Annotated in this window: 29 protein-coding genes; 19 read left to right on the top strand and 10 right to left on the bottom strand. The window is 47.4% G+C overall.

Features of this window, described 5'->3' with window-relative positions; translation table 11 throughout:
• Positions 1-40: 40 nt before the first annotated feature.
• Positions 41-1,417, top strand: coding sequence for an MFS transporter (locus AXG56_RS03300; RefSeq protein WP_008638378.1), 1,377 nt, complete (start codon positions 41-43; stop codon positions 1,415-1,417).
• A 23-nt stretch (positions 1,418-1,440) separates the two neighbouring features.
• Here AXG56_RS03300 and AXG56_RS03305 read toward each other — a convergent pair whose 3' ends face one another.
• Positions 1,441-1,773 carry a hypothetical protein gene (locus tag AXG56_RS03305; RefSeq protein ID WP_062513268.1) on the bottom strand — a complete coding sequence of 111 codons (333 nt, stop codon included), beginning with the start codon at positions 1,771-1,773 and terminating at the stop codon, positions 1,441-1,443.
• A 73-nt stretch (positions 1,774-1,846) separates the two neighbouring features.
• Positions 1,847-2,584: an SDR family NAD(P)-dependent oxidoreductase gene (locus AXG56_RS03310; RefSeq protein WP_026577561.1), complete on the bottom strand. Its 738-nt coding sequence runs from the start codon at positions 2,582-2,584 to the stop codon at positions 1,847-1,849.
• Between the two features lie 112 nt (positions 2,585-2,696).
• Here AXG56_RS03310 and AXG56_RS03315 point away from each other — a divergent pair, with 112 nt between their 5' ends.
• From AXG56_RS03315 to AXG56_RS19820, 3 genes are all read left to right on the top strand, one after another.
• Complete coding sequence (locus AXG56_RS03315; RefSeq protein WP_062513270.1) at positions 2,697-3,215, top strand: HD domain-containing protein; 519 nt, start codon at positions 2,697-2,699, stop codon at positions 3,213-3,215.
• Positions 3,216-3,595: 380 nt separating this feature from the next.
• Positions 3,596-3,733 carry a hypothetical protein gene (locus AXG56_RS19380; protein WP_161484895.1) on the top strand — a complete coding sequence of 46 codons (138 nt, stop codon included), beginning with the start codon at positions 3,596-3,598 and terminating at the stop codon, positions 3,731-3,733.
• A 117-nt stretch (positions 3,734-3,850) separates the two neighbouring features.
• Positions 3,851-3,985 (top strand): hypothetical protein, encoded by a 135-nt coding sequence (locus AXG56_RS19820; protein WP_008639943.1) that lies wholly within the window; start codon positions 3,851-3,853, stop codon positions 3,983-3,985.
• Positions 3,986-4,219: 234 nt separating this feature from the next.
• On the opposite strand, the gene AXG56_RS03320 is transcribed toward AXG56_RS19820, so the two are convergent.
• Positions 4,220-5,575 (bottom strand): NAD(P)/FAD-dependent oxidoreductase, encoded by a 1,356-nt coding sequence (locus tag AXG56_RS03320; RefSeq protein ID WP_064503484.1) that lies wholly within the window; start codon positions 5,573-5,575, stop codon positions 4,220-4,222.
• 160 nt (positions 5,576-5,735) lie between these two features.
• Here AXG56_RS03320 and glp point away from each other — a divergent pair, with 160 nt between their 5' ends.
• The 4 genes from glp (at position 5,736) to AXG56_RS03340 (ending at position 10,065) form a co-directional block, all read left to right on the top strand.
• Entirely contained in the window at positions 5,736-7,001 is a 1,266-nt protein-coding gene (gene glp / locus AXG56_RS03325) for a gephyrin-like molybdotransferase Glp (protein ID WP_062513274.1), read from the top strand.
• Between the two features lie 13 nt (positions 7,002-7,014).
• A complete protein-coding gene (gene moaA, locus AXG56_RS03330) occupies positions 7,015-8,028 on the top strand; it encodes a GTP 3',8-cyclase MoaA (protein WP_153017404.1) in 1,014 nt (337 codons plus the stop codon).
• Between the two features lie 77 nt (positions 8,029-8,105).
• Positions 8,106-8,531, top strand: a complete 426-nt coding sequence (locus AXG56_RS03335; RefSeq protein WP_008639936.1) for a YwpF-like family protein — start codon at positions 8,106-8,108, stop codon at positions 8,529-8,531.
• Between the two features lie 172 nt (positions 8,532-8,703).
• Positions 8,704-10,065: a TrkH family potassium uptake protein gene (locus AXG56_RS03340; protein WP_008639934.1), complete on the top strand. Its 1,362-nt coding sequence runs from the start codon at positions 8,704-8,706 to the stop codon at positions 10,063-10,065.
• 80 nt (positions 10,066-10,145) lie between these two features.
• Here the strand turns inward: AXG56_RS03340 and AXG56_RS19060 are convergent, their stop codons facing one another.
• Both AXG56_RS19060 and AXG56_RS03345 read right to left on the bottom strand, forming a co-directional pair.
• Entirely contained in the window at positions 10,146-10,280 is a 135-nt protein-coding gene (locus AXG56_RS19060; protein ID WP_008639932.1) for a YjcZ family sporulation protein, read from the bottom strand.
• A 75-nt stretch (positions 10,281-10,355) separates the two neighbouring features.
• Positions 10,356-10,559, bottom strand: coding sequence for a hypothetical protein (locus AXG56_RS03345; protein WP_008639930.1), 204 nt, complete (start codon positions 10,557-10,559; stop codon positions 10,356-10,358).
• A gap of 257 nt (positions 10,560-10,816) precedes the next feature.
• On the opposite strand from AXG56_RS03345, the gene AXG56_RS03350 reads away from it, so the two are divergent.
• From AXG56_RS03350 to AXG56_RS03380, 8 genes are all read left to right on the top strand, one after another.
• A complete protein-coding gene (locus AXG56_RS03350) occupies positions 10,817-12,301 on the top strand; it encodes an NAD(P)/FAD-dependent oxidoreductase (protein ID WP_008639928.1) in 1,485 nt (494 codons plus the stop codon).
• Entirely contained in the window at positions 12,298-13,773 is a 1,476-nt protein-coding gene (locus AXG56_RS03355) for an NAD(P)/FAD-dependent oxidoreductase (RefSeq protein WP_062513278.1), read from the top strand. Before AXG56_RS03350 ends, AXG56_RS03355 begins: the two co-directional genes overlap by 4 nt.
• 3 nt (positions 13,774-13,776) lie before the next feature.
• A complete protein-coding gene (locus AXG56_RS03360; protein ID WP_008639923.1) occupies positions 13,777-14,613 on the top strand; it encodes a phytoene/squalene synthase family protein in 837 nt (278 codons plus the stop codon).
• A 74-nt stretch (positions 14,614-14,687) separates the two neighbouring features.
• Complete coding sequence (locus AXG56_RS03365) at positions 14,688-15,704, top strand: LytTR family transcriptional regulator DNA-binding domain-containing protein (protein WP_026577553.1); 1,017 nt, start codon at positions 14,688-14,690, stop codon at positions 15,702-15,704.
• Positions 15,705-15,811: 107 nt separating this feature from the next.
• Entirely contained in the window at positions 15,812-16,651 is an 840-nt protein-coding gene (locus tag AXG56_RS03370; RefSeq protein WP_026577552.1) for an ABC transporter ATP-binding protein, read from the top strand.
• Positions 16,648-17,337 carry an ABC transporter permease gene (locus AXG56_RS03375; RefSeq protein WP_008639916.1) on the top strand — a complete coding sequence of 230 codons (690 nt, stop codon included), beginning with the start codon at positions 16,648-16,650 and terminating at the stop codon, positions 17,335-17,337. Before AXG56_RS03370 ends, AXG56_RS03375 begins: the two co-directional genes overlap by 4 nt.
• 66 nt (positions 17,338-17,403) lie before the next feature.
• On the top strand, positions 17,404-17,550 hold the full coding sequence (locus AXG56_RS19385) for a hypothetical protein (protein ID WP_008639914.1): 147 nt from the start codon (positions 17,404-17,406) through the stop codon (positions 17,548-17,550).
• 147 nt (positions 17,551-17,697) lie between these two features.
• Positions 17,698-19,230: a UDP-N-acetylmuramoyl-L-alanyl-D-glutamate--2,6-diaminopimelate ligase gene (locus tag AXG56_RS03380; RefSeq protein WP_062513280.1), complete on the top strand. Its 1,533-nt coding sequence runs from the start codon at positions 17,698-17,700 to the stop codon at positions 19,228-19,230.
• Positions 19,231-19,278: 48 nt separating this feature from the next.
• Here AXG56_RS03380 and AXG56_RS03385 read toward each other — a convergent pair whose 3' ends face one another.
• Genes AXG56_RS03385 through AXG56_RS03400 form a run of 4 tightly spaced genes read right to left on the bottom strand, consistent with a single transcriptional unit; the run spans position 19,279 to position 23,296 of the window.
• The gene (locus tag AXG56_RS03385) at positions 19,279-20,754 is read right to left on the bottom strand and encodes an NAD(P)/FAD-dependent oxidoreductase (RefSeq protein WP_062513282.1); all 1,476 of its coding nucleotides are present in this window, start codon (positions 20,752-20,754) and stop codon (positions 19,279-19,281) included.
• Entirely contained in the window at positions 20,751-21,863 is a 1,113-nt protein-coding gene (locus tag AXG56_RS03390) for a glycosyltransferase family 2 protein (RefSeq protein ID WP_062513284.1), read from the bottom strand. Before AXG56_RS03390 ends, AXG56_RS03385 begins: the two co-directional genes overlap by 4 nt.
• A 19-nt stretch (positions 21,864-21,882) precedes the next feature.
• Positions 21,883-22,545 carry a lysophospholipid acyltransferase family protein gene (locus tag AXG56_RS03395; RefSeq protein WP_062513286.1) on the bottom strand — a complete coding sequence of 221 codons (663 nt, stop codon included), beginning with the start codon at positions 22,543-22,545 and terminating at the stop codon, positions 21,883-21,885.
• Complete coding sequence (locus AXG56_RS03400) at positions 22,526-23,296, bottom strand: carotenoid biosynthesis protein (protein ID WP_008639898.1); 771 nt, start codon at positions 23,294-23,296, stop codon at positions 22,526-22,528. The genes AXG56_RS03395 and AXG56_RS03400 overlap by 20 nt, the downstream gene beginning before the upstream one ends.
• A gap of 390 nt (positions 23,297-23,686) precedes the next feature.
• Here AXG56_RS03400 and AXG56_RS03405 point away from each other — a divergent pair, with 390 nt between their 5' ends.
• Genes AXG56_RS03405 through AXG56_RS19065 form a run of 3 tightly spaced genes read left to right on the top strand, consistent with a single transcriptional unit; the run spans position 23,687 to position 24,333 of the window.
• The gene (locus tag AXG56_RS03405; protein ID WP_026577546.1) at positions 23,687-23,911 is read left to right on the top strand and encodes a DUF1659 domain-containing protein; all 225 of its coding nucleotides are present in this window, start codon (positions 23,687-23,689) and stop codon (positions 23,909-23,911) included.
• A gap of 20 nt (positions 23,912-23,931) precedes the next feature.
• Positions 23,932-24,144, top strand: a complete 213-nt coding sequence (locus AXG56_RS03410; protein ID WP_008639894.1) for a DUF2922 domain-containing protein — start codon at positions 23,932-23,934, stop codon at positions 24,142-24,144.
• Between the two features lie 51 nt (positions 24,145-24,195).
• Entirely contained in the window at positions 24,196-24,333 is a 138-nt protein-coding gene (locus tag AXG56_RS19065; RefSeq protein WP_008639892.1) for a YvrJ family protein, read from the top strand.
• 73 nt (positions 24,334-24,406) lie between these two features.
• Here AXG56_RS19065 and lepB read toward each other — a convergent pair whose 3' ends face one another.
• The gene (gene lepB, locus AXG56_RS03415) at positions 24,407-24,928 is read right to left on the bottom strand and encodes a signal peptidase I (RefSeq protein ID WP_008639890.1); all 522 of its coding nucleotides are present in this window, start codon (positions 24,926-24,928) and stop codon (positions 24,407-24,409) included.
• Positions 24,929-25,162 lie beyond the last annotated feature (234 nt).

A 25,162-nucleotide genomic window follows, 5' to 3' on the forward strand; every position in this document is an offset into this window, starting at 1 on the left:
TGATTCATTTCGATACTCGAAAGAAAGGGAGGTAAGACATGTGGACCAACGTGTGAAAAATCCGCGCGGGCTGTTAATTTCTTTATGTGCGGTCATGATGATGTCCGTTATGAACGGTACGATGTTTAATATTGCCGTTCCTGACATTGCAGAGACTTATCATTTGATGCCGTCGGAAGTCAGCTGGGTGATGACAGGATACATTATGGTATACGCTATCGGAGCTTTGACATATGGGAAACTGGCTGACTTTTATCCTTACAGGACATTGATTACGTACGGATTGATCATATTCAGCGCTTCATCGTTGTTTGGTTTCTTCGCTCAGAACTATGCCATGGTCTTGGCGGCAAGAGTGCTCCAGGCTTTGGGTGGCGCCATGATTCCGGCCCTCGTATTCCTTGCCCCTTTGAAATATTTCAAGCATGAGCGTGGTCGGGTGCTTGGGATTGTTGCATCCGTCATGGCATTCGCTTCCGGTATCGGACCGATAGCAGGCGGTTTTATCGCAGGCTTCTTAGACTGGAGGTATTTGTTCCTGACCTCTGCAGCCATTATTGTCACGCTGCCCTTCTTAAGGAAGAACCTTCCTCAGGAAGAAGCGAAAAAGGGGTATATCGATTTCATTGGTGCCGCCTTGATTGCAGGATTCATATCTACCCTATTAATAGGTATCACACTTGATATGCCCTTGCTTTTTGTCGCTTCCGGCCTGTTCCTCGCCTTAAACGTGTGGCGGATGCGGACAATTGCCGAGCCGTTCATTCCGACGCACTTGTTCAAGGATGTTCCTTACAGAACGACGATCATTACAAGCTTTCTTGCCGTGCTCTGTTTATTCGGAATGATGTTCATGCTTCCAATCATGTTCCGGGACGCTTATCAAATGGAGACGATGATGATCGGCCTCGTCCTGTTTCCCGGAGCCGTCAGTGCAGCGCTTATGGGGCAGAAGGGGGGCAGTCTTGTCGATACGAAAGGAAATACGTTTGTTCTATATACTGCGATGATACTGCTGATCTCAGGTTTTCTCCTGCTGTCATTCATCGTCGGAGCCCATCCTTATGTTGTCGGGGCAGCCATGATTGTCGCCTACATGAGTTTCCCGCTTGTTCAGGCCTCGTCCGCCGACATACTTGCCAATATACTCGATGACAAGGAGACGGGAGTGGGGATGGGAGTCTTCAACCTGATCAATTTTATCTCCGGTGCTTTAAGCGGTGCTTTGATCGGGAAGGCTTTGGATCTTTATGAACCTGTCTCACCGCTCCACGGAATCGGTTTTCAAGGGGACACGGCGATCTACAGCAATATTTTCCTTTTTTTCGCGGGAATCATAGCTGTAGGATTCGTTCAATTTCACTGGAATTATTTCAAAAAAAAGCAGACCCGCCAACAGAAAGAACCCGCATCCTGATTCTCAGGTGCGGGTTCTTTGGATTACACGAATACAGAGCTTACATTTTTAAGAGCTGCTTCGCTGTACTGTTGGCGCGGTGTGCTGACGGCACCGTTAGCAGCCCATAAGTTTTCTATGTCTGTATAAATTTCTGCACAGCGCTCGCCGCCGATGATGAGGACGAGTGGTTCCTCCATCTTCATGCAAAGGAAGAAGGAAAGGAGCTTTGGCAGATGCTTGGCGTCCGTAATCAGTTGGTTCTGGTGTAAGTATAAATCACAACCGCCGCGGGAAATCAGTTTATATAGTTTCACGATTTGGTTCGTTTCTAATGGTTGGCGCAGTTGGACTTGGTAAGAGGACAGTTCACTCACCGGCAGTCACCTCCGAAATAGTATAGTTGTATAGAAACTACCCGCCTCCCGGATCATATAAACCTGACCGGATTCAGTGCTCGTAGATCATCTTCCGTGTCATCCCGCCGTCAAGGACAATATTTTCTCCATTTACGAAGTGGTTATCAGGGTCTGTCAGGTATGCACAGGCTTTGGCTACGTCTCTGACGTTACCGGCGCGCCCGGAAAGATGCTGTTGATGGTCGATGTCCCTCAGGTCTTCTGCGTCTCCTGTATGGATCCACCCGGGGCTTACGGCGTTTACTCTGATTTGATAAGGACTTAAGGATGCAGCCAGGGCATGGGTCAATGCATAAATTCCGCCTTTACTGGCTGCATAGGCTTCCGAGTCCGGTTCACTCATGAATGCCCGGGTGGAAGCGATATGAACGATTCGGCCCTTGGTTCCCGTCTCTCTCCACAATTCTGCTGCATATTTCGACATGAGGAAACAGCTTCTCAAGTTGGTGTGAATCACATCATCAAACCCTTCTGCGTCGATATCGAAAAGGGATTGAAAGCGGCTGACGCCCGCATTGTTAATCAAGATCGTTATCGTTCCGAAACGTTTTTTTACATCTTCGTGGATTTTCTTGATAGCGGATGGATCACGCACGTCGCAGACAAGGAAATGGATGGCTGGATTTTCATCCGAAAGCTTTTTTCCCGCCTCCTCATCGACATCCAGCGCTATAACCTGCGCACCTTTTTCTGCATAGTATAACGAAAGGCCTTTTCCGATGCCGTTCGCAGCTCCCGTAATCATTACTAATTCATTATGGAATGTCATGTGCCTACCTCCTTGTTTCTATTTTCCTACAGAAGGGGAAAGGTAAACATGGATTTGCTTGTCGGTATTCGGAGAACGTGGTATGATTTCTAAAAAAATTGGAGGTGATCGTATGAAACGAGTGACATTAGTGGATGTATTCAAACATCGCATTACACAAAAGTATTTGCAGCGGTCAGGTATCAACCACGCGGTCACCGTAGCCGGGTATGCCTATGATATGGCGGTGGAGGCAGGTGTCGACCCTGACCTTGCCACGAAATCCGCGCTTCTTCATGACATGGGGCATTATGAATGGTACAGGGACGGGAAGTGGGATTACGATGAGTATCGCAAGCACGATATTCATGCTATAAAAGGAGCGGAGCGGGCCCATAAGCTTTTGATCAGGCTTGGAGAAGACCGCCTTCGTGCCAAGGAAGTGTCTCTCGCGGTTCTTCTCCATACGGACAGCTATCTTCCTTTCGGGTTGGATGGAAAACGAACGGATCTGCAGGAAGTGGTTAGGAAAGCAGACGAGAAAGATGAACAGCCGATGGGGCTCCATCATTACAAAGAAATGGATAAAAGTATGGCTGTTCAGCTTCTTCATGAATTGGACAAAAAGGTCGAAGGTGAGATGGCTGGATAAGGTATGCTCTGTCTGTCAAGCTATTATTTTGAAAATTTAGTGAAAAGTGCTTTACTTTTGGAAAATAGTCCTATATACTTTCCAGTGTAAACAAAATTTCTCAGAAAGCGAGGTCGACTACAATGGCATATAACATGATTCAAACTTCAGCCAACTTCATATTATCGACCTGCGCAGGAACCAACTTCTGAGCTTATTGACCAAATTGCGAAATAGCACTCATAGGAGCCGCAGGTGATGCATAATGTATTCCTGTGGCTTTTTTAGTGGAGAAATCCGTTTTAAAGAAGCTGCAGGCCACCTGCGGCTTTTTATTATGCTATCAAAGAGTAAATTTACTCTTTTGATATAAAATTACTCTCATGAAAGGAGTGTTACCCGTGACGATGAATTTTCTTATCTTCAAAGTTACCGTTGTTAAGAACAAGCGGAAGAAATACCAACAGCTGCCTGGCTATCATCCAACAGTGAAAGATCAATGGCTGGACCGTAAATCATCCTTTATCCATTACATGTAAAACAAACACAAGGAGGTAGGAAACTATGATGGCACTCATGAGGATGGCATTTATGGATTGGTATAACGGGGAGAAGGATACGGATTAGCTCTCATAGGCACGGAAGGAGGTACCGGCATGAGAATCAACTTTTTGATTTTTGCGATTTTCATTCAGCGGCGGGATGCGGCTTCCATCGACAAATCGATCGAACGCAAACGCGTGATTGAAAATAAAATCAACGATGCAAAATTGAAGCACACCAGTATATAAAAAGAAAGTCTCTGCTCTAAATCGGGCAGAGACTTTCTTTTGTTTCCAGCAATAAAGGATGGATGGAGGTGAATACTTAAAAAGAGGGAGGGATAACAAATGGCCCAGGGAAACAAGAAAATCAACGAACGTAATAAGCGCAAGCATGCAGAGAAAGCAGAAGGCAAACGAGAAAAGCAGAGCAAATAAACCACATTAAAAACCGGACGCCCTTCGTAGGGGCGTCCGGTTTAGTTATTGAAAAAAGCTTGGAATGTCACTTTCTTCTGAGGGGTATGCCCATAAGATTTGTGACAATTCCTGCTTTGTCATGTTTTTCTTGATGGCGACGGTGAACAGGTTAATAAGATGATCCGCATGATCGCTCAAGAGGTGTGCTCCAAGGATTTCATCCGTCCCGGGACTTGTAAGTACCTTAATGAAAGCACCTGTCGATCGTGTCCTTTGATAAGAAAAGAACGGGGTGATTTCCTTCGACAGGATTTCGTAGGGTACTCCTTGCTCCTCCGCTTCCTGCTGACTAAGGCCCGTTTTCGCAAGTTTGGGATAGGTGAAAACGACGGATGGAATGACTGGATCAAAGGCGGAATGGTCTTTGTCCTCAAGCATATGGGAAAGGGCTCTCGATGCGCCGAGAGATGCGGCTGGTGTCAGTGGAGGAAGCCCGCTGTCGGCCGCATCTCCAGCTGCATAGATAGATGAGTCGGATGCGGATTTAAAGTTAGCATCGACAGGAATACCTTTGTCCGTAGGGTCTATACCGGCACGCTCAAGATGAAGGGATTGAATATTTGGAACTCTTCCGCCGCCGTGGATGACCAGATCGGTGTTGAACTTATGGGTTAAACCGTCTTTTTCCGCTTCTACTATAAACCCTTCCCGGTCTGTTCTCGTAATGTTTGTCACCTGCGCGTTCGTATGGACGTTAATTCCGATATTCCTGGATAATTCCACGAGTTTGTTCGTCATTTCTATGTCATATTCCTCAAGTACGTGCGCGGCGTCATGGAAGATGGAAACGTTCCTCCCCATCCTTCTGCACATATGAGCCAATTCGAAGGAAACAGGACCTCCTCCTACAAAAACAATAGTATCGGGAAGATATTCCTGTTCGAAGAAATCATCACTGGTTAGTAAATGTTCCGTCCCTTCAAACGGAAGCGGCGCAGGAAGCGATCCCGTCGCTATAAGGAAGTGATCCGCTTTCAGAACACAATCCCCGACTTCAATCGTCGATCCGTCTATAAATACCGCTGTCCCTTTGTACACTTCCATGCCGATTTCTCGGAAGGAATGTTCTACTTGTGCAGGAACAGGAACGGTAAACGTATCTTTGAATTTCTTCATCTGATTCCAGTCTAACGACAATGCCCCCTGTATTCCATAGTCCTTAAGGCGGTGAGCGTCATCATAGGTTTCTGTAATGCCTGACAATATCCTTTTCGGGTCACATCCCCGGTTGGGGCACGTGCCGCCGAGTGGGCCGCTTTCAACGACCGCGGTCTTCCAGCCGTATTGTTGAGCTTCTGTCGCCGCTTTTCTGCCGGCGGCCCCGCTTCCGATTACAATCAGATTATAGGTTGCGTCCATTTTCACTGCTCACCCTTTCCTTTTGTCTGTACAGGTTTATACCCTGTCATCAAAGGGAAAAAACGGATGGACGAAGAAGTCACTCACTCAATAAGAGAGAATATTCGGTAATCTCATGTGTAAATGGTACAATGGAAGAAAAGGGAAGGGAAGATGCACGATGTATTTACATAGAAAACCACTCCCCGTTCCGGAAGCCGTCGCCCGTGTGATGGAGTACGCATGGAACGGCCCTTCGGAAATCGTTCCCATCGGGTCCTGTGACGGAAGAATTCTTGCTGTAGATGTGGAAGCGACTCATCCGGTTCCGCCATTTGATAAATCCCCGTATGATGGATTTGCGTTAAAAGCAGGTGATACGGAAGGTCTCTCCAAAGATCATCCGGGAAATTTCCACGTATTGGAAACAATCGGAGCAGGTGCCCGCGCTTCGCGAGCCCTCAGGGAGGGGGAAGCCGTCCGGATCATGACCGGAGCAGAAATGCCGGAAGGTGCCGATTGTGTCGCTATGTTTGAAATTTGTCATACATATGAAGAAGCCGGTAAGGATTGGGTAACGTTGAAACGGCCGATGCAGTCCGGCCAGAATGTCATAGGAAAAGGAACAGAAACAGAATCCGGGAGAGTGCTGGTGGAGAAAGGGACACCGATTAATCCGGGAGTGAAGGCACTCCTTGCTACTTTCGGCTATTCAGACATCCGAGTACATAAGAAGCCGCGGATCGGTGTATTCGCTACAGGTACGGAGCTGCTGGAAGTAGACGAAGCATTGGTGCCGGGTAAAATCCGCAACTCGAATGCCCAAATGGTCTTGAGCCAAATTAAACGTGCTGGGGGAGAAGGCGTGTATCTCGGTAAGCTGGCAGATGAATTCGAAGTCTGCTATCAGGCTGTGTCCCGTGCGATGAAGGATTTCGATTTTCTAATGACGACCGGAGGCGTTTCGGTAGGGGATTATGACTTAATGCCGGCCATATATGAAAAACTGGAAGCCGATGTGCTTTTCAATAAAGTAGCCATGCGCCCCGGCAGCGTGACAACGGTAGCGGTGAAAGACGGAACACTCCTTTATGGACTTTCCGGTAATCCGTCCGCCTGCTATGTCGGGTTTGAATTGTTCGCTTACCCAGTGATTCAATCCTTCCTTGGCAGAGAAAAGCCGTATCACCCTTCCATTCAAGCCGTTTTGGGAGAAGATTTTAAGAAGCCGAACCCATTCGCAAGGTTTGTACGCGGCTTCCTTGCTTATGAGGAAGGAAGGGTTCTCGTGTATCCTGCAGGAGTGGATAAATCGGCTGTTGTAACTTCACTTGCACATACAAACGTGCTGATCGTCTTGAAAGGCGGTACACGCGGATACCAGAAAGGGGATACTGTCCAGGCGATTTTGTTGGAGTCGCCGGGAAGCCAACCTCATTTCCAGTAGAAGGGGTGATCGTATCGATCCGAACATCATTGATCAATTAGGAAGGCCGATCCGGGATTTACGCATCTCCGTCATCGATCGGTGCAACTTCCGCTGTACTTACTGTATGCCGAAAGAAATATTCGGGAAAGATTATGCCTTCCTCCCGAAGGATGAACTGCTGAGCTTCGACGAAATCCTCCGTCTCGTAAGGATTTCTGCTGCGTTCGGAGTGGAAAAAATACGTCTGACGGGCGGCGAGCCACTGCTCAGGAAGGATTTGGACGTGTTGATTCAAAGAATCCGTGAGGTGGAAGGAATCCGGGATATCGCGTTGACAACGAATGCTGTGCTGCTCACCAAGCAGGCAGAGCGGTTGAAAGCGGCCGGGCTTGATCGTGTGAATATCAGTCTGGATGCTGTTGAAGATGAGGTATTTCAACGAACCAACGGGATGGGCATTAAAACAAAGCCTGTGCTGGATGGAATAGAAGCAGCGAGAGAGGCGGGTCTTGCAATCAAGATCAATATGGTCGTGAAGAAAGGCATGAATGAGGACCAAATTCTGCCGATGGCAAGATATTTCAAAAGTACCGGCGACACCCTGCGTTTTATCGAATTCATGGAAGTAGGCAACCACAATGGGTGGAACATGGATGCTGTCGTATCGAAGACGGAGATCATTGACCGGATTCACGAAGAAATGCCTCTCATCCCGCTTGATGCGGATTATTTCGGGGAAGTAGCCACCCGCTATAAGTATGAAGACAGCAGCACGGAAATTGGAATTATCTCTTCCGTGACGGAGGCATTCTGCTCCAGTTGTACGAGGGCGCGGCTGTCTGCTGACGGAAAGCTCTATACTTGTCTTTTTGCAACGTCCGGTTTTGATCTGCGGGAACGATTAAGGGACGGGTCTACGGATCAGCAAATCACGGATTACCTCTTATCCATATGGACAGGAAGGGCCGATCAGTATTCTGTGGACAGAGCCGAAGGAAAACCGATGAAGCACAATAAAATCGAAATGTCCTATATCGGAGGATGATTGTTGTTCTTTCTTTGCCCCATGCAGCATCGTCCTCTATAATATAAATAATAATCTTTTTCGGGGAGGTTGTTCTCGTGAAAACCTTTAAATTGATTTCTTTAGATATCGTGGAAGAGAAGAATGATGACATTACACAGAGACGGATCAAGCTGCAGGACGGTTTAATCATAAACCGAGAAGATGATCACGGGCGCTGGGTCATTGAAGCTTATGTGGACCACAGCTATCAGGAATTCTTTGAAGACATGTACGAGCGACAAGAAGAAATCATCATCCAGGCGAAAATAACAAAGCAGACCAATACGCCAGCTGCTTTCATGGTAAAGCCGATTGATATTAATAAAATCGGGGATTCTATGAATGTCATCTTCATGGGTACGATTATCGACCGCCGACTGGAACAAGTCGAGCAGGTGTTGAAACAGCTCGTTGACGAGGGATATCAGGGAGAAGCGCTCCTTGAAGCGTTTAAACAGCGCGGGCAGAAAACGAAAGCATAACGATGGCGACAATGGGTTCCGGCCCGTTCGTCGCTTTTTTTAGTAAGAGCCGGCAGGTCTTTAGAATCAATGGATTTAAAAAGATGGGAGAAATTTATCGAACATCCTGCTATACTATGACATGGTGATTCACAAGAGGAATCAGAAAATGAAACATTAAAGGAGATTTACTATGTGGGTGAGGAGAAAAAGCCTGCTGTGGCTGAATGATTTATCGCCATTTCAACTAATCGCACTATACTACTTATTAGCCGTCACCATTTCATCCATATTGATATCTTTGCCGGTCGCTCACAATGAAGGGGTTACGATCAGCTTTATCGATATATTGTTCACTGCTGTCAGTGCCGTCAGCGTTACAGGCCTTACGACTGTTCCGATTGCCGACACGTTCAGTACGACCGGGTACTTCATCATCGCTCTTGTGCTGCAGTTCGGTGGGATCGGTGTCATGACGCTTGGAACACTTGTCTGGCTGATGCTCGGTAAGAAAATAGGGATGAAAGAACGCCGGCTTATTATGACGGACCAGAACCAGACTTCGTTCCAGGGAATGGTCCGGCTCGTCAAGCAGATCGTCCTTGTGGTGCTCATCATCGAATTGATCGGTTTCCTTATCCTGGGTACGTATTATCTGCAGTATTACGATGCTGGGGAAGCGTATCTTCAAGGTTTCTTCGGAACAATCAGCGCCATGACGAACGGCGGTTTTGATATTACAGGACAGTCCCTTGTACCATATAAAGACGATTATTTCGTTCAATTCATCCATATGATTCTGATCATTTCCGGAGCTATCGGATTTCCGGTGTTAATTGAAGTGAAGCAATACCTGCTCCATAATACGGACGAGCAAAGCATCAGCTTCTCTCTGTTTGCAAAATTAACAACATTTACGTTCCTGGCATTGGTCGTATTCGGTACCATCATGATTTTCCTCCTGGAATTCAAAAACTTCTTTGTCGACAAATCGTGGCACGAGATTCTTTTTTATTCCTTGTTCCAATCGGTAACGACGCGTAGTGGAGGACTGGCGACGCTTGATATTAATCAATTTACGGAGCAAACACAGCTGTTCATGTCCTCTCTCATGTTTATCGGAGCTTCACCGAGCAGCGTAGGAGGCGGTATAAGGACAACCACGTTCGCGCTGGTCGTCATTTTCGTTCTCACCTTTGCACGTGGCGGCGATAACATCCGCATCTTCCGTCGCGAAATCCATCCGGAAGATTTGAACAAGGCCGTCGTCGTAACGATCGTCGCTTTGTTCGTCTGCTTTACCGCTGTCCTTGTTCTTTCCATTACAGAACCGTTCAGTCTGAATGAATTGATCTTTGAAGTGACATCCGCTTTCGGTACGGTAGGGTTATCCCTCGGTATTACGCCTGGTCTTTCCTGGTTCGGGAAATGTATACTCATGCTTCTCATGTTCCTCGGAAGAATCGGCCTGCTTACTTTCCTGTTCTCGTTCAAGAAAGAGGATAAGCCGAAAGGGAAGTACCACTATCCGAAAGAACGCGTTATTATAGGATGATAATAAAAAGCACACAGCTTTCGCTGTGTGCTTTTGTTTTGCAACGACCGAGGTTGCCGGTACGTTTTGTTACCCGTTTATTAGCAATAGAATGCTGCTCCGACGATAACCAATAGAATGAACAATACGACGATCAAGGCAAAGTTATTGCCATAACCACGTGGTCTGTAGCATGGGTTGCCACAGCCTCTTCCTCCGTAATAGCCTCCGTACATAAGCTCACCTCCTGTTTCTACATTCGTAGCCTATGCAGATGGAGGCGGTGGTGTATAGTCATTCACCCATTTTTATCAAATAGTGAAAGTCGGAGCTGCCAGTTTAGCGATTTTGCTTTTATGATGTTGTTCATTTTTTCGCTGTTCTTCGTAATGTTCACACCGATCCACTTCTTCACACCAATGGTTCAGTCGTTCGTTGCTGAATTGGTTGTGGGGAGGGTGGTGGGTGGAATGGGAAGGGAAATACGGACTTGAAATTCTTTGATTGGCATACATGCAATCGACCTCCTTGGTCGTATTCTTTCCTTTATAGAGGATTTTATCCCGCATGTGCAGGAATAGCTTTCTTTATACAGAAATAATAACGTAATCGCCTGCCTGGGTTATATCTGATCAAATAAGGGTACATGATGGATATAGTTATTTTTACATAAAAGCTACAACATATTGGTAAAGCATATTCATTAGATATCTTTGTACAACTTTTGTATAATACTTGTACACTTAAAAGACAGATAGAGAAGGTGGAAGTTATGAGAAAAATTGCAGTGATCGGTGCCGGCCCGGGTGGCCTTGCATCCGCCATGATCCTTGCGTCCCAAGGATACGAAGTCGATGTATATGAGAAGCAGGCTTATGTAGGAGGGCGGAACGGGCATTTCCAACTTGGGGATTATACATTCGATATCGGGCCGACGTTCTTGAGCATGCCGCAGATCATGGAAGAAATCTTTGAAATGTCAGGGCGGAATGTCCATGACTATATGGATCTGCGGGAGCTTTCACCTATGTATGAACTCCAGTTTGACGGTAAGCGTGTTCCTATGTATAGAGACCGGGAGAAAATGCTCGCTGTCATCCGTGATTATTTCCCAGGAAATGAGAGAGGATACGAGCGCTTCATGGAGGACACGGGTGAAAAGATGCAGGCAATGATGCCTCTTCTACAGACACGTCACCATCGTCTGATGGACTATGCGAGCAGACGCGCCTTGAAAGCACTCCCTAAATTATCGCTTGGGAAATCGGTCTATGATGTGTTGTCCGAATACTTTACAGATGAAAAGCTGAAAATCGCTTTTACATTCCAGGCGAAATATCTGGGGATGTCACCTTGGGAATGTCCAGGTGCTTTCTCTATCCTTTCCTATATGGAACATGAATGGGGAGTGTTTCATCCGATCGGAGGGGTCAATCAATTGACGAAGGCTATGGCGAAGGTGACGGAAGAACACGGCGGCAGGATCCATTTAAACAGTGGAGTGAAAAGGATTGCGGTAGACGGCAAACGAATCACAGGACTTGAGCTTGAAAACGGGGATTCGGTGATTGCGGATGAGTACATCATAAATGCGGATTTCGCAGAAGCGATGTCCAACCTTGTGGATGACGGAGCACTGAAAAAGCATTCCAGAGACAAATTGGACCGGAAGAAATTCTCCTGCTCGACATTCATGATTTATGTCGGCCTGGATAAGAAATACGATATGCCTCATCATACGATTCTTTTTGCCGATGATTATAAAAAGAACGTAGAGGAGATGACGAAGGATCTTGTGTTGTCTGATGAGCCTTCCATCTATATCCATAATGCGAGCGTTACGGATCCGACCCTTGCACCCGATGGCCATTCAGCCGTCTATATTCTGGCACCGGTCCCGAATAATTATTCGGATATTGACTGGGACGGCAAACAGGAAGCTTTTAAAGAACTCGTTTATGACGAGATAGAGAAGAAAACAGGATTTCACGATATTCGGGAGCATGTGGTTGTCGAGAAAGTGCTGACACCAAAGCAATGGCAGACGGATCATTATGTGCATCAGGGAGCGACGTTCAGCATGGGGCATCAGCTCTCACAAATGATGTATTTCCGCCCTCACAATCGATTTCAGGAACTGGACCACTGTTGGCTTGTAGGAGGCGGTACCCATCCAGGAAGCGGTCTGCCGACGATATTAGAGTCCGCCCGTATTACAACCGGTTGGATCAGGGAAGCGGAGGTGCAGCCTTCATGACAAAGACTGCGATTATCGGTGGAGGTATCGGCGGGCTTGTGACAGCACTGCTTTTATCCCGCGAAGAGAACAGGGAGGTGACTATTTTCGAGAAGAATGACCATCTCGGCGGCCGGTTGACGTATGAACGTCATGGAGAGTTCAAGATCGATCAAGGTCCGACGATTATTCTTCTCCCTGATATGCTTCTTGATATATTGGAAGAGGGTGGGATTCCGAGGGAGGATATACCGATCATCCCGTGCAGCCCGCTTTATGACGTACATTTTGAGGACGGCAAGAGTTTCGTGAAATTCTCCGATCCGGAGAGACAGAAAGAAGAGCTGCGAGCAAAGTTCCCTGGTAATGAGAAGCACTTCGACCGGTTTCTTTCGGATATGAGAACAAGGTTCCTTCAGGGGAAATCCCAGTTTCTTGAGAAATCTTTCGTAGAGAAGCGAACGTTCTTCTCAAGGAAGAACTTAAAAACGCTCATGAAATTGAAAGCCTATCAGAATGTAAAGAAAATGATGCGCAGCTACTTTGATGATGAACGACTCATCGAGGCATATACGCTGCAGACGCTTTATATCGGCGGTCACCCGGAGCAGTCTCCGGCAATGTATTCCCTCGTTTCATACAGTGAACATGAACACGGTATATGGTACATGAAAGGCGGTTATGCCCGACTGGTTGACATCATCCAAGCGGAACTGCAGAAACGCGGAGTGGTGATCCGGACAGGTACGGCAGTGGAAGAAGTGCTCGTGGAAGGTGGAACGGCGAAGGGCATAGCTACGAAGGAAGGCCGGGCCTACTATGATGAGCTTGTCATGAACGGAGATTTTCCGATTATGGATCGAATGCTTCCAGAGCGGTACCGGCTGAACCGTAAATATACACCTTCTTCCGGCTGTTTACTACTGTACATGGGACTCGATCGAAATTATCCCAACCACTCTATTCACCAGTTCTTTATGACAGGGGATTTCGACCGGCACATGAGGCAGGTGTTTCAGGACAAAATGCTTCCGGATGATCCTTCGTTCTATACCTTCCATCCCTCCTTGGTCGATGACTCGCTTGCCCCGGCAGGCAAGGGAGTCCTTTATACATTGATTCCGGTCCCCTCTGGAGAAGAGGTTGACTGGAGCGGAAAAGACCATTTGATCGAGCATGTGCTCGATCAAATGGAAGAAAGGGGCTTTCCTGATCTGCGGGAGCATATCGAATGGCTCCATGTCCGTACTCCGGCACAGGCAGAGCAGGAGGGGCTTTATGCGGGAGGAAGCTTCGGAATTGCCCCTACGCTCTTCCAATCGGGTGTCTTTCGCCCGCAGCTGCAACCGTATCAAGTCGACCACCTGTATGCCGTCGGTGCTTCTATCCATCCGGGAGGAGGGGTGCCGATTGTCATGCAGGGGGCGAAGATATTGGCAGATTATTTGCAATTTGAGGGGAAAGCAAGGCATAATTACAAGCGAGGTGTTTAATTGATGACGGATTTGAACCAAGCATACCATCATTGTCGCAAAGTAATTGAAAAACATTCCAAGACCTTCTCCAAAGCTTTCGCACTGCTGCCGAAACAGCAAAAACAAGCCGTATGGGCCATCTACGCTTTTTGCCGGCGCGTGGATGATATCGTTGATGAGGGGGCGAATCCGAAAGCTGAGCTTGAAGCATTTGCCTTGGAATTCGATAATTTCATGGAAGGAAAGCTCGAGCTGAATGATCCGGCCTGGCTGGCGCTCGACGACGTCTTTCGGAATTTCACCATCGACCCCGAGCCTTATTACGAAATGATCCGGGGACAGCGGATGGATCTGTATCCCGAACCCATAGATACGAAAGAGGACCTTCTTCATTACTGTTATCATGTCGCAAGTACTGTAGGGCTGATGCTGCTGCCGGTAATCGCACCTGGACGTGTCGCTGCATTAAGGACGGGAGCGATCGAGCTCGGTTATGCCATGCAGATCACGAACATACTTAGGGATATCGGCGAAGATATGGAAATCGGACGCCTCTACTTACCTAAAGAGACAATGGAAAAGCACGGCTATACGATGATCGATCTCCGGAGCGGGAAGATCAACGAATCGTTCATAGCGATGTGGGAAGAATTGGCCGCGGATGCCGAGGGATATTATGAGCGTGCACTTGCTACGCTCCCTGAGTATCCTGTCTACTCCCGGATGCCTGTCGGGGGTGCTGCCAAAATGTACCGTGCCATCCTTCCGACTGTCCGCAGGAATAACTATCAAGTGTTCGGCAAACGCAACTTCGTTTCAGATCAGGAAAAGAAAGAGATCATTGCAGAAATGCAGTGATCTCTTTTTTTCGTTCCTATACGTTTTCGTAAACATGTTTTATAATAGTTGAAAAATGGGTCAGGAGGAAAGACATGGAGGCAGTACAATTCATAAAGGTGGAAAGACGATCCGGCGATCATGTCATCCTTCCTTCGTTGAGCTTTTCGATCGATAAAGGGGCGAGGATAGGCGTTTATACGAGTCTGGAAAGGCGCAGGGAGCTTCAGGCGCTGCTCATCGGGCAACAGGATCAAGCAAGCGGAGATGTCAAATTATTCGGGAAGTCTATACATAAAAAGCGCCCCCCTGCACCAGAAGAACTGGGGATATTATTTCTTGATGAAGGGTATTATGAGAGGCTTAATGTGAAAGATCACCTCCGATTCTACAAAAGGATTTATGGATCAGCTCATTCCATACAAGATATTTTAAATACGGTCAAATTGGCGAAGCATGAGCGAGTGCAGGTGGAGCGACTCTCCTTATCGCACCGGCGTCGTTTAGGTATGGCAAAGCTCCTCATTCAAAATCCGGAAATTTTTCTGTTGGAGGAACCGGATCAGAACGTCGATATGGAAACGAAAGTATGGATCAGAGAGCTGCTGATACAGCTCCAAAACGATGGGAAAACGGTACTTGTATTAACGGAGCACATGGAACCGGCGGTTTTATTAAGTGACACGGCGTATCATTTGGATGAAAAGGGCTTGTCTCTGCTTCCCTCAGAGAAAGAAGAAGAGGAGGAGGGCCAAGAGACGGACACGGTCATAAGGATCGATAAAATTCCGGCCAAGTGTGAGGACAAATGGCTGCTGTTCGACCCGGCGGAAATCGATTATTTTGAAAGTGACCAGGGGACATCCGTCCTCTATTGTCATGGAGAGCATTTTCCATGCGGCTTTACGATGGCAGAGTTGGAAGAACGGTTAAAGCATGTCGGTTTCTTCCGCTGTCACCGCTCGTACCTCGTTAACCTGCAGCGCGTGAGGGAAATCATCACATGGTCGAAAAACAGCTACAGTCTGACTCTGGATCGCAAAGAGAAACGGCAGATTCCTCTGTCCAAGAATAAAATGGCGGATTTAAAGACTCATTTAGGGATCAAATAGCTCCATTCAACCTCTTTTATGCTCTTTTCGTGTGAATAAGGAGGAAGGCGACCTCCGTTTCTATTACGATGTAATCAGATCACGAAAAGAGGAAGGGGAAAACGATAGTGATAACAATGGAGAAAGTCGTTAAGTCATTCAAACAAAAAACGGCGTTGAATGAATTGGATGTTCAAGTAAGTAAAGGGGAGATATTCGGGTTTCTGGGTCCGAGTGGATCAGGGAAAACGACCACCATTAAAATCCTGACAGGTCAGATGGTTCCTGATCAAGGCTCAGCCCGCGTTTTTGGAATAGATTCCATTAAAATTAAAGAACCGCAGCATTTAAGGAATATTGGAATCATGACAGACAACAGCAGTTTATATGAGCGTTTGTCCGTATGGGAGAATTTGAAACTGTATTGTAAGCTGTATGACATTCCTTTAAAACGGGTGGATGAGGTGCTTTCCATCGTCGGACTGACCGGTACAGATAAGGAGACAGTGGCCGGGCTGTCCAAGGGGATGAAGCAGCGCATTCTGCTTGCAAGAGCGATCCTTCATGAACCGAAACTGCTTTTCTTGGATGAGCCGACTGGAGCGCTTGATCCTCTGAATACCCGTCATATTCATGAAGGTCTCCGTACGTTGAGGGACAATGGTGCTACGATTTTTCTGACGACGCACGATATGGAAGAGGCTGAGAGCCTGTGTGACCGCGTCGCATTTCTTAGTGATGGAAGAGTCAAAGAAATAGGCAGGCCGGATGTGCTCCGCCGGAAGTACTCTGACTCGACGCTTGTCCTGGAGTTAACCAATGGGACTCAAATCCAGCTGGATCATACGAAGGACAGCGCCAAAGAAGTGTTTCACTATATGCATACCGAACAGGTTGCAAGCATCCATACAAAAGAACCAAGTCTTGGAGACGTATTTATGACAGTAACGGGGAGGCATTTAGTATGACAGGAAGTGTGCGAAGAATTTACGCAATATTCGAGAAAGATTTCAAGGACTTATCTAAAAACCTTTATGTTTTATCGTCTTTGCTGATCCCCGTCCTTTTGGCTTTTCTTATGCGTACGGCAGAAGGAGTCCAGGATATGGTTTATTATATGATTATCAACCTTACTTTTGCAGCTGTCGGAACGTTTCTTCAGTCCGCCATGATTGCAGAAGAGAAGGAGAAGAATACCCTGCGTGGTTTGATGTTGTCCCCAGCCTCTACGACGGAGATCCTTGTAGGGAAGAGCCTGCTTACCGCGTCGATGACATTTCTGCTTCTTTTATTGTCGCTGCGAATCTTAGGCAAGGGTCTTACTTTTGATGGAATGTGGATGACGGCTTTCCTATTGCTGTTTCTCTTTTATATTGCTTTCGGAACGGTGATCGGGCTGTTGTCCCGTTCATTAATGGAGGCGTCTGTTTTCATTGTGCCCGTCCTGCTGATCTTTGGAATGGGCTCGATGTTCCAGGCGTGGATGGATAAATATGAATTTCTCGGCTTCCTTCGGTACTTCCCTAATTTTCTGATGGAAAAGGCCGGAGCGGCAGATGGTTCATGGCAGAGTGTCTCCCTGCTTGCCTTATGGGCACTAGCTGCTGTATTTATGACGGTGGTTGTCTATCAGAGAAGCACGCGGGATGACTGACTATGTATAATTATCCGGTCAAAATGGAATACTTCTTCTTGACTACATTGTCTTAGGAGGTTTCCCGTGACGGAGAAATATTTGGTTTATCACCAGTTGAAATCAGGAGTTGTCAAACAGGTAGCTGTCATGGCTTCCCACAAGGAAAAAGCCCGTGAAGAGCACTTGAAGACGGATCCTAAATCCAAAATCACCCACATTCGTTTAATTTGAGAAACCGGGAAGCATCTGCCTTCACGGTTTTTTTCTTATTCGTCAAAATCCGCGTACATACGTTTCATATTCCATAAACCCGGGTATGTATCTGATATTGAATGCTTTCACTTAGTAAAGCATAGATTGATACTAAAGGGTGATACCATGAATAAGAATATTTTCCGACTGGATGACATCCTGACAGGAACATTTATAGGTCCTGTGGAGCAGAGGATTGTAGACGTCGTCTATGATTCCCGAGAAGTAAAAGACGGAGACGCATTCGTCTGTATCGCGGGTGAACATTTGGACGGTCATCGATATATAAAGCAGGCAATCAGTAATGGAGCACGGACGATCATCGGTACGGATGCAGGGGAAATCCATACATACGTGCATGACTATCCTTATCATAGTTTTGTTATCGTCGAAGACAGCAGAGAGGCGCTCGCCTGGATGGCGGCTGCCGTATGTGGAAATCCCGCTCGGTCTCTGCATACGATCGGCGTTACCGGTACGAATGGAAAGACGACGGTGTCGGCTTTCATCTATTCCCTTCTTAATCACCTGGAATGTCGAACAGGATCCATCGGTACGGCCGGCATTTGGGACGATCAGCAGAAAACAACGTTTAAACAGACGGTACCGACGACCCCGGAAGCGCCTGATATTCAGCGCGTACTCCGTTATTTCCGTGAGAGGGACATGCAGGCAGCTGTCATTGAATCGACGTCCATTGCGATGGAGCAGAAACGCTTGGATACCATTCTTTTCGATGTAGCGGTCCATACCAATCTGACTCCGGAGCATCTGGAATTCCATAAGACGATGGAAGCTTATAAAACAGCCAAAATGAAGCTGTTTAGGCAGGCCAAGGCAGCGGTCATCAATGTGGATGACCCGGGTATGTCCGGGGACTTGCTCCGGGAATTCAGCGGTAAACGATTGACTTATGGAATGAACGACGAAGCGGACTTGCGGGCGGAAGATGTCCAGCCCCATCTTCAAGGGACGTCATTCCGACTCCGTGCATTCGGCGAGACGCACGAAATAATGGCACCGGTTTATGGACTTTATAATGTCTCCAACCTGATGGCCGCGATCGGCGCTTGTTTGCTGCTCGGATTCCCTTTGAAGAGAATACTTACAGGAGTGGATAAGATTAAACGCCCCGAAGGACGTTTTCAATTGGTAGATCGGGAAGCACCTTATCAAATTGTTACCGACTACGCTCATACACCGGATGCGCTTGAAAAAGTACTTGGTGCGGTAGAAGGACTGCCTTACCGCCGGTTAATCGTGATGATCACGGGAATTGGATTGCGTGATCCGAAGAAGCGTCCACTCATGGCAAGTGTAGTGGAGGGACGGGCGGATGAAATTGTCGTGAGTGTAGATCAGCCCGGGCATGTGGATCGTCGAAGCATTGTCGATGACGTGCTGGCCGGCTTCCGGCAGCCTGACGCCCCGACTATTCATCCGATGCTGCATAGAGAAGACGGAATCCACAAAGCGCTCGATTTAGCGAAGCCGGGAGATGTCGTTCTTTTGACCGGAATTGGATTCGGCGGCTATCAAATCATTGGTGACGTCAAGGTCCCCTACGATGAACTGGCTGTGATCGATGAATACTTCCAGCGATCCGGACATGCGAAGGTTATAGAACAGCGGAATAAAGTACAGACAATCGATCGATAAAAGAAGGCCCACCCTGTTCTATCTCATAACAGGGTGGGCCTTCTTTTGTTATTCCATTTCAACAATCCTTCCAATGATCTTATTGGCAACGTTCTGTCCGCTTAAGACAACCATCGGAGATCCGCCGCCCGGATGCGTGCTGCCACCGCAGAACCACAGGCTTTCGATATCCTGTGACTTGTTGAAGGGGCGCATGAACGCCTGTGCCCGGGTGTTGGAAGAGGGGCCGTACAGCGACCCTCTATGTGCGCCGAACTGGTTCTCGATATCGGCAGGGTCCATGACCATCTCGAACGCGGCATGCTTGCGGATCGGAATCTGATAATGCTCCAGCTTGTCGTAAATCTTTTCTTTGTAGGCCTCTTTATCATAATGATTGTTTCCTCCTGCTCTGATTGCAGGGGCATTGACGAGTAGGAAGCAGTTGTCTCCTTGCCTGGAAATGCCGGGATCTGTTTTGGAGGAAGTGGATATATAGATAGTCGGATCCTCTGGGTACTTTCCGGATTTCAGAGTCTGGAACTCTTCTTTATAATTCTTGGAAAAGAAGAGGTGATGATGGTGAAGCCGGTCCAATTCAGTATCCAACCCTGCCATAATAACAAAGGCTGATATAGAAGGATCAAAACGACTGATCCGTCGGTTGGAGAGGGAAGGGCGTTCCGAGTCTCTAAGCAGCTCGGGAACAGCTTTGAGCAGGTCACCGTTTACAATGACGTGGTCGGCTTCATAGTAACCATCTGCTGTTTCCACGCCTTGCACGCGCTTGTTTTTCGTATGGATCTTCTTCACCTCGGTGCCGCTGTAGAGAGTCACTCCGACGTTTTCTGCTGCCTTTACGAAAGCTTCGGCGATCTTCGTATTGCCGCCCCTCACGTAGTACACACCGTCGTTCCACTCCAGATGAGCAATCATAGCGAATGTCGCAGGGGCACGGTAAGGATCGGACCCAATATACGTGGAATAACGGTTTAACGATTGGATAACGGCAGGGTTCCGGAAATATTTTTGGAAAAAGTGGTCCATGGACTCAAGCGGCCGTACTTTTGCCGTATTCAAAGCAAGGGCAGGGGATAGATAATCCTTCCACCCGGAAAATGTACGGTGGAGAAAATGTTTCCGGGACAGCTGATACAGCCGTTCGATTTCCTGGAGAAAGGAATCATAGTTCTTCAGGCCGAAAGGATCCAGCCGCCCCAACTGCTGCTTCATATACGCTTGATCGGTGGAGAAGTCGAACGTAGAACCATCAGGGAAGTCATTTCTCGTGTGATGGACGACATGGATAAACGGAAGCTCGAGGTCCGGATCCAGTCCACCCTGTTTAATGACGTCCCGAAAAACTTCCGGCATGGTTATGGTGTTCGGACCGAAATCGAAGTGGTACCCTTCTTCATCCACCGGCATCATCTTTCCACCGAAATGGCTGTTTTTTTCAAAAAGCGTGACGTCCGCCCCGTGCTTGGCTAACGTTACGGCAGCGGACAAACCTCCGAGTCCGCCACCTATAATGCTGACTTTCATAAGTAGGATCTTCCTTTCCATTGATAAGATTCGCCCCGTTTATGAACCGCCATCGAAGCAAAGAGAATAGCGATTAACAGCACGATGGCGACTGGCAGACAGAACGAAAGCCACAGCGGGTGGCCGGTCTTTACATCGGTGTACATCTTGAAAGCGACCGTCAATAAGTAAGGGAGCAGGTAATAGACAGGAGCACCGAAGAGGACGGTTACAGCGAGAAACGCCGGCAGAAGAAAAACGGCCGTATAAAAGACGGAAAGACCGACGGCCATGACGGTCGAGCGCCCGATTCCTGTAAAGATGTTCTTCTTAAAACCAGCCCACGTTTCTGCGGAAGAATCGTACATATAGGACAGGACCGATCCGGTAATGTTGACGAGTATCATTCGATACCCGTACTTTTTAATCTGTCGTGCGATATGGACATCTTCCACCAGCGAGCCTTTGACGGATTGGTGGCCGCCGATTGCTTGGTACGCTTGCTTCTCCACCATAAGGAAGATGCCGCATGCCGCGGTGAACATCGGCTTTGTTGTCCGATTGGCTACAAATAATGGGAGATGAAGAAGAACGATCATATGCTGAAGCGGCACGAGCATATGACTTAAGAAATGGAAGTTCGGATACCGCGGAAAGCCGCTCACCATGGCAGCGCCGTGCTTTTCCATCGTTGCCATGGTCCGTTCGATGACATCAGGAGCGACCCTTGCATCGGCATCCAGGAACAACAAGTAGTCCCCTGATGCCTGTTCAGACAACTGATGGCAGGCGTGGACTTTGCCGTTCCATCCTTCCGGCAGGTCGTTTCCTTGGATGATCCGGAAACGGGTGTCGTTTCCTGTACAGGAGACGAGCAGGTCATAGGTATCATCATCCGAGTGATCGTCCAGCAGGATCACCTCCAAGTTGTCATATGTCAGACGCTTCAAAGACTCTGTCAGCCCCTTGACATTGGCCGCTTCGTTACGCAGCGGCACAAGAAGGGAGACAGAGTGCCGGGAAGCGTCTCCCTGTCTTTTTTCCAAAGGATAGAGCGACAGGCTGTTAAGCATGGTCCATAGGTTTAAGAAGACAGTGAAGAACAGCAGAACTGTCCATAGCGTCATCATGTATCATTCACCACCTTGATTATAAATTACGGAATGTCCGATGGTCTTCCGTTCGTACTTTCTCCCGCAGACGATCGAGCTGGTCTGTCGCGCACTTCTCGAAATAATTCGTCATTTGCTTTCTATTCAGGGGGAGGTATTCGTTCTCCGGTAAGGGATTTCCTATTTCTATGTATGCGTTCGGTTTCCGTGTATGCTCGAGGCTGTAATAGATCGAGACGGGAACAACTTTCACATCCGGGGTCTTCTCAGCAATATAGGAGATGCCGGAAAAGAATTCGAGCGGTCTTTTCTCCTGATGCTGCTCCTCACCTTGCGGGAAAATCCAGACGGTCCGCTGCCGTTCAAGGAGGCGGATGCTGTATTTCAATGATTCCAACAAGTGTCTGCGATCGGTCTTGTCGACAGAGAAAGCGCCGATGCTGCGGAAGAAGGGGAACCGGCGGATTCCTTCCTCGCCCATCATTCCATAGGCATCCGATTGAACGAGCCGTTCGTTCAGGTGGAAGATGATCAATGGGTCCCACCATGAACTGTGATTGATGAGGAACAGCACGTTACGGCTCGCAACCTCAGGAGGGCTGGCGACACGGATGGATTCAAAGTGTTTTTTTAGGAACCATCGGTTGAATCGTGTAAACCCCCACTCGATGAGGGGGTGCTTACGTGCTTCCCTGAACATCGCCGTCCCTCCATTTATATAAGACATACCATATAACCGTCAGGATTGTAACAAGTGTAATCGCAAAAAACAGTCCGCCTGTCAGTGCGACGACAAGGAACATGAAGACGATCATTAAGAACACATAGCTCATCCGTTTAGGCCACATACCGGTATCCTCCAGTGGTTTAGGGCTCCATAATAAGAAAATCAAGTGGAACACAGCAGACAGGACAAACCATCCGACAAAATTGGAAGCTGGGATATCGTAATAAAGCCCAGGCTCATCCCACAACCAGTATTCCTTGATTTTGTAATTAACAGGATCAAGAATTAAGTCCATCGTTACGGTAACGAGTGAACCAATGATCAGAAAGCTGATGTTCTTAAAAGGTCCTTTCCACGCGGATGTAATGCCACGGGCCATTTCGTGCGAACAGCCCATAACAAGAAGCCAGGCGAAACCGATCGTGATCGGCGTATCGGCGATTTTTAATCCGAAATTATCATTATACGTGTAAGAGCCGAAGAGGAAGTCCTGCTCCACGCCGAGGTGCTCCACGTATATACTGACCACAACGATAATAATGCTGTACAGCAGCCCTTTGTATGTACCATACATCTTACAGAAATAGATCCCGCCGACGACCCCTGCCGTAATCAGAAAGACACTGTTTGCCCATTCCAGCCAGGGCGGAAGGATGTCAAACGTTACGAGGATCAGCCCGCAGGCATACCAGAATAAAAAGAAGCGGTAAATAATAGTCGTCATAAAACACCTCATTCACTTTACTAGTTCCGTTATGTATATAGGAGAATCCTTCTATCATCATACCTCATCTAGAAGAAAATTAAACGGAAAAGCCCTCGCGTGGAAGACTTGAATAAGGATAGGGAAATTTCAGAAAATAAAAGGCATGCGCTTTCAAAATTTGTTAAAATAAACAGGTAGAGAGGGGTTGGACTAAATGGAAATGGTCATGTTTGTTGTCTGTTTGGTTATATTGATCTCGTTAATAGGGATGTGCATGTTTGATAGAGGGTAGCCCTTCTTAAAAACAGAGGTGCCGGGTCTTTTATAAAAGATCCGGCATTTTTTTTTGAAAGACGACACCTCCTTTTTATCCTTCTTCGATTATAGAAGTGAAAGGAGGTGATCAGCATGGCAGTGGAAGCCCACAAACTTGACACAAGGCTGCAGTTGTCTTTTGAAGCAGGGAGAGATCCGGAAGGGAATGTGATCGTCGCCCGTAAATCGTTTAACAACATTAAACTGACCGCGACAGATGAGCAGCTGTATCTTGTATCCCAGGCGCTTGCTCCTCTTCAGAATCGATTGATGTTCCAAGTGGAGCGTACGGATCAGACGGTATTAATCGATGTTTAAAACACAGGAGGAGAGAGTAGATGAAAACACTGGAATTGAAATTTCTCAATGAAGAGGACAAGGTCGTAACGCTTACGCTGGATGATCCGGTCGAGCCGGCCGATCCAGCGGCTGTTAATGCCGCTATGGACGAAATTATCAACCAGAACTGCTTCTATTCAAGCGGAGGTATTCTGATTGGGAAGAAAGAAGCCCGCATTGTCGAGCGGAATGTGGTGGATATTGAAATCTAAAAGAGCAGGGGTTCCTTGAGGGACCCCCTTTCTATTAAGGGGATGGCGGATATGGAAACGTGGTTGTCGCTGATGGCGGATGTCGGTTTTCCGGTGGCAGTAACGTTCTACTTGCTGCATAGAGTAGAAGGGAAGCTGGACCAGTTGATCGACTCCATACATCGGCTGCCGGAAAAATGGATTCCATAAAAAAGAAAGGCCCGGAGGCTCTATGCCGTCCGGGCCTTTCTTTTTTTATTGGTGTCTTCGCTCACGGAGGGTTTTACTTCGTGAGTCCCCATTCCTGGAATGGGTAAATGACCAGTTCTGTCCGGCCGATGATCTCTTCTTCATCAATAAAGCCGAGACCGTTTCTGCTGTCTTTACTGATCGAACGGTTGTCACCCATAACGAAATATTCGCCTTCCGGTACATCAACGGGACCAAAGTCACGGGTCGCCGTAGCTGCCTCGTCCGTCAAATAGTCCTGTGTTTGTTTTTCGCCGTTTACATACAGTTCGTGTTCTTTAATTTCAACCGTGTCACCCGGTTTTCCAATAATCCGTTTCACATAGCTCTTCACAGGACGTTCGATGATGACGATATCGCCACGCTGCGGCTCGTCTATATAATACACAATTTTATTGAACATGACTCGTTCACCGTTTTGAAGTGTCGGGTCCATGCTGGCACCTTCCACGATGGAAGTTGCAAAGAAGAACGTTCTAAGGATAAAAGCCAGCGTGATGGCAACGGCAATGGCTTTCAGCCACTCCAGCCATTCTTTTTTCGATTGCTCGGACAATCTGATCTTCCTTTCTCGATGAACGCTTTATCACATATATTTTACCATAGAGGATAAGAAATGAAAGGGAAGGGAAGCTTAATTTAATACAGATGTAACAATACCGGCAGCTCGTAGAGGGTATAATGGAAGGGAATATTTGTCGAATTTTAGGAACTTTTTGCATTCGTATTTACAAAGTGAATGAAAATTGAGATAATTCTTCCCGTGCCACGTTGCATACGAACACACATT

The sequence above is a fragment of the Halobacillus sp. KGW1 genome, assembly GCF_001592845.1.
GTDB lineage: Bacteria > Bacillota > Bacilli > Bacillales > Halobacillaceae > Halobacillus.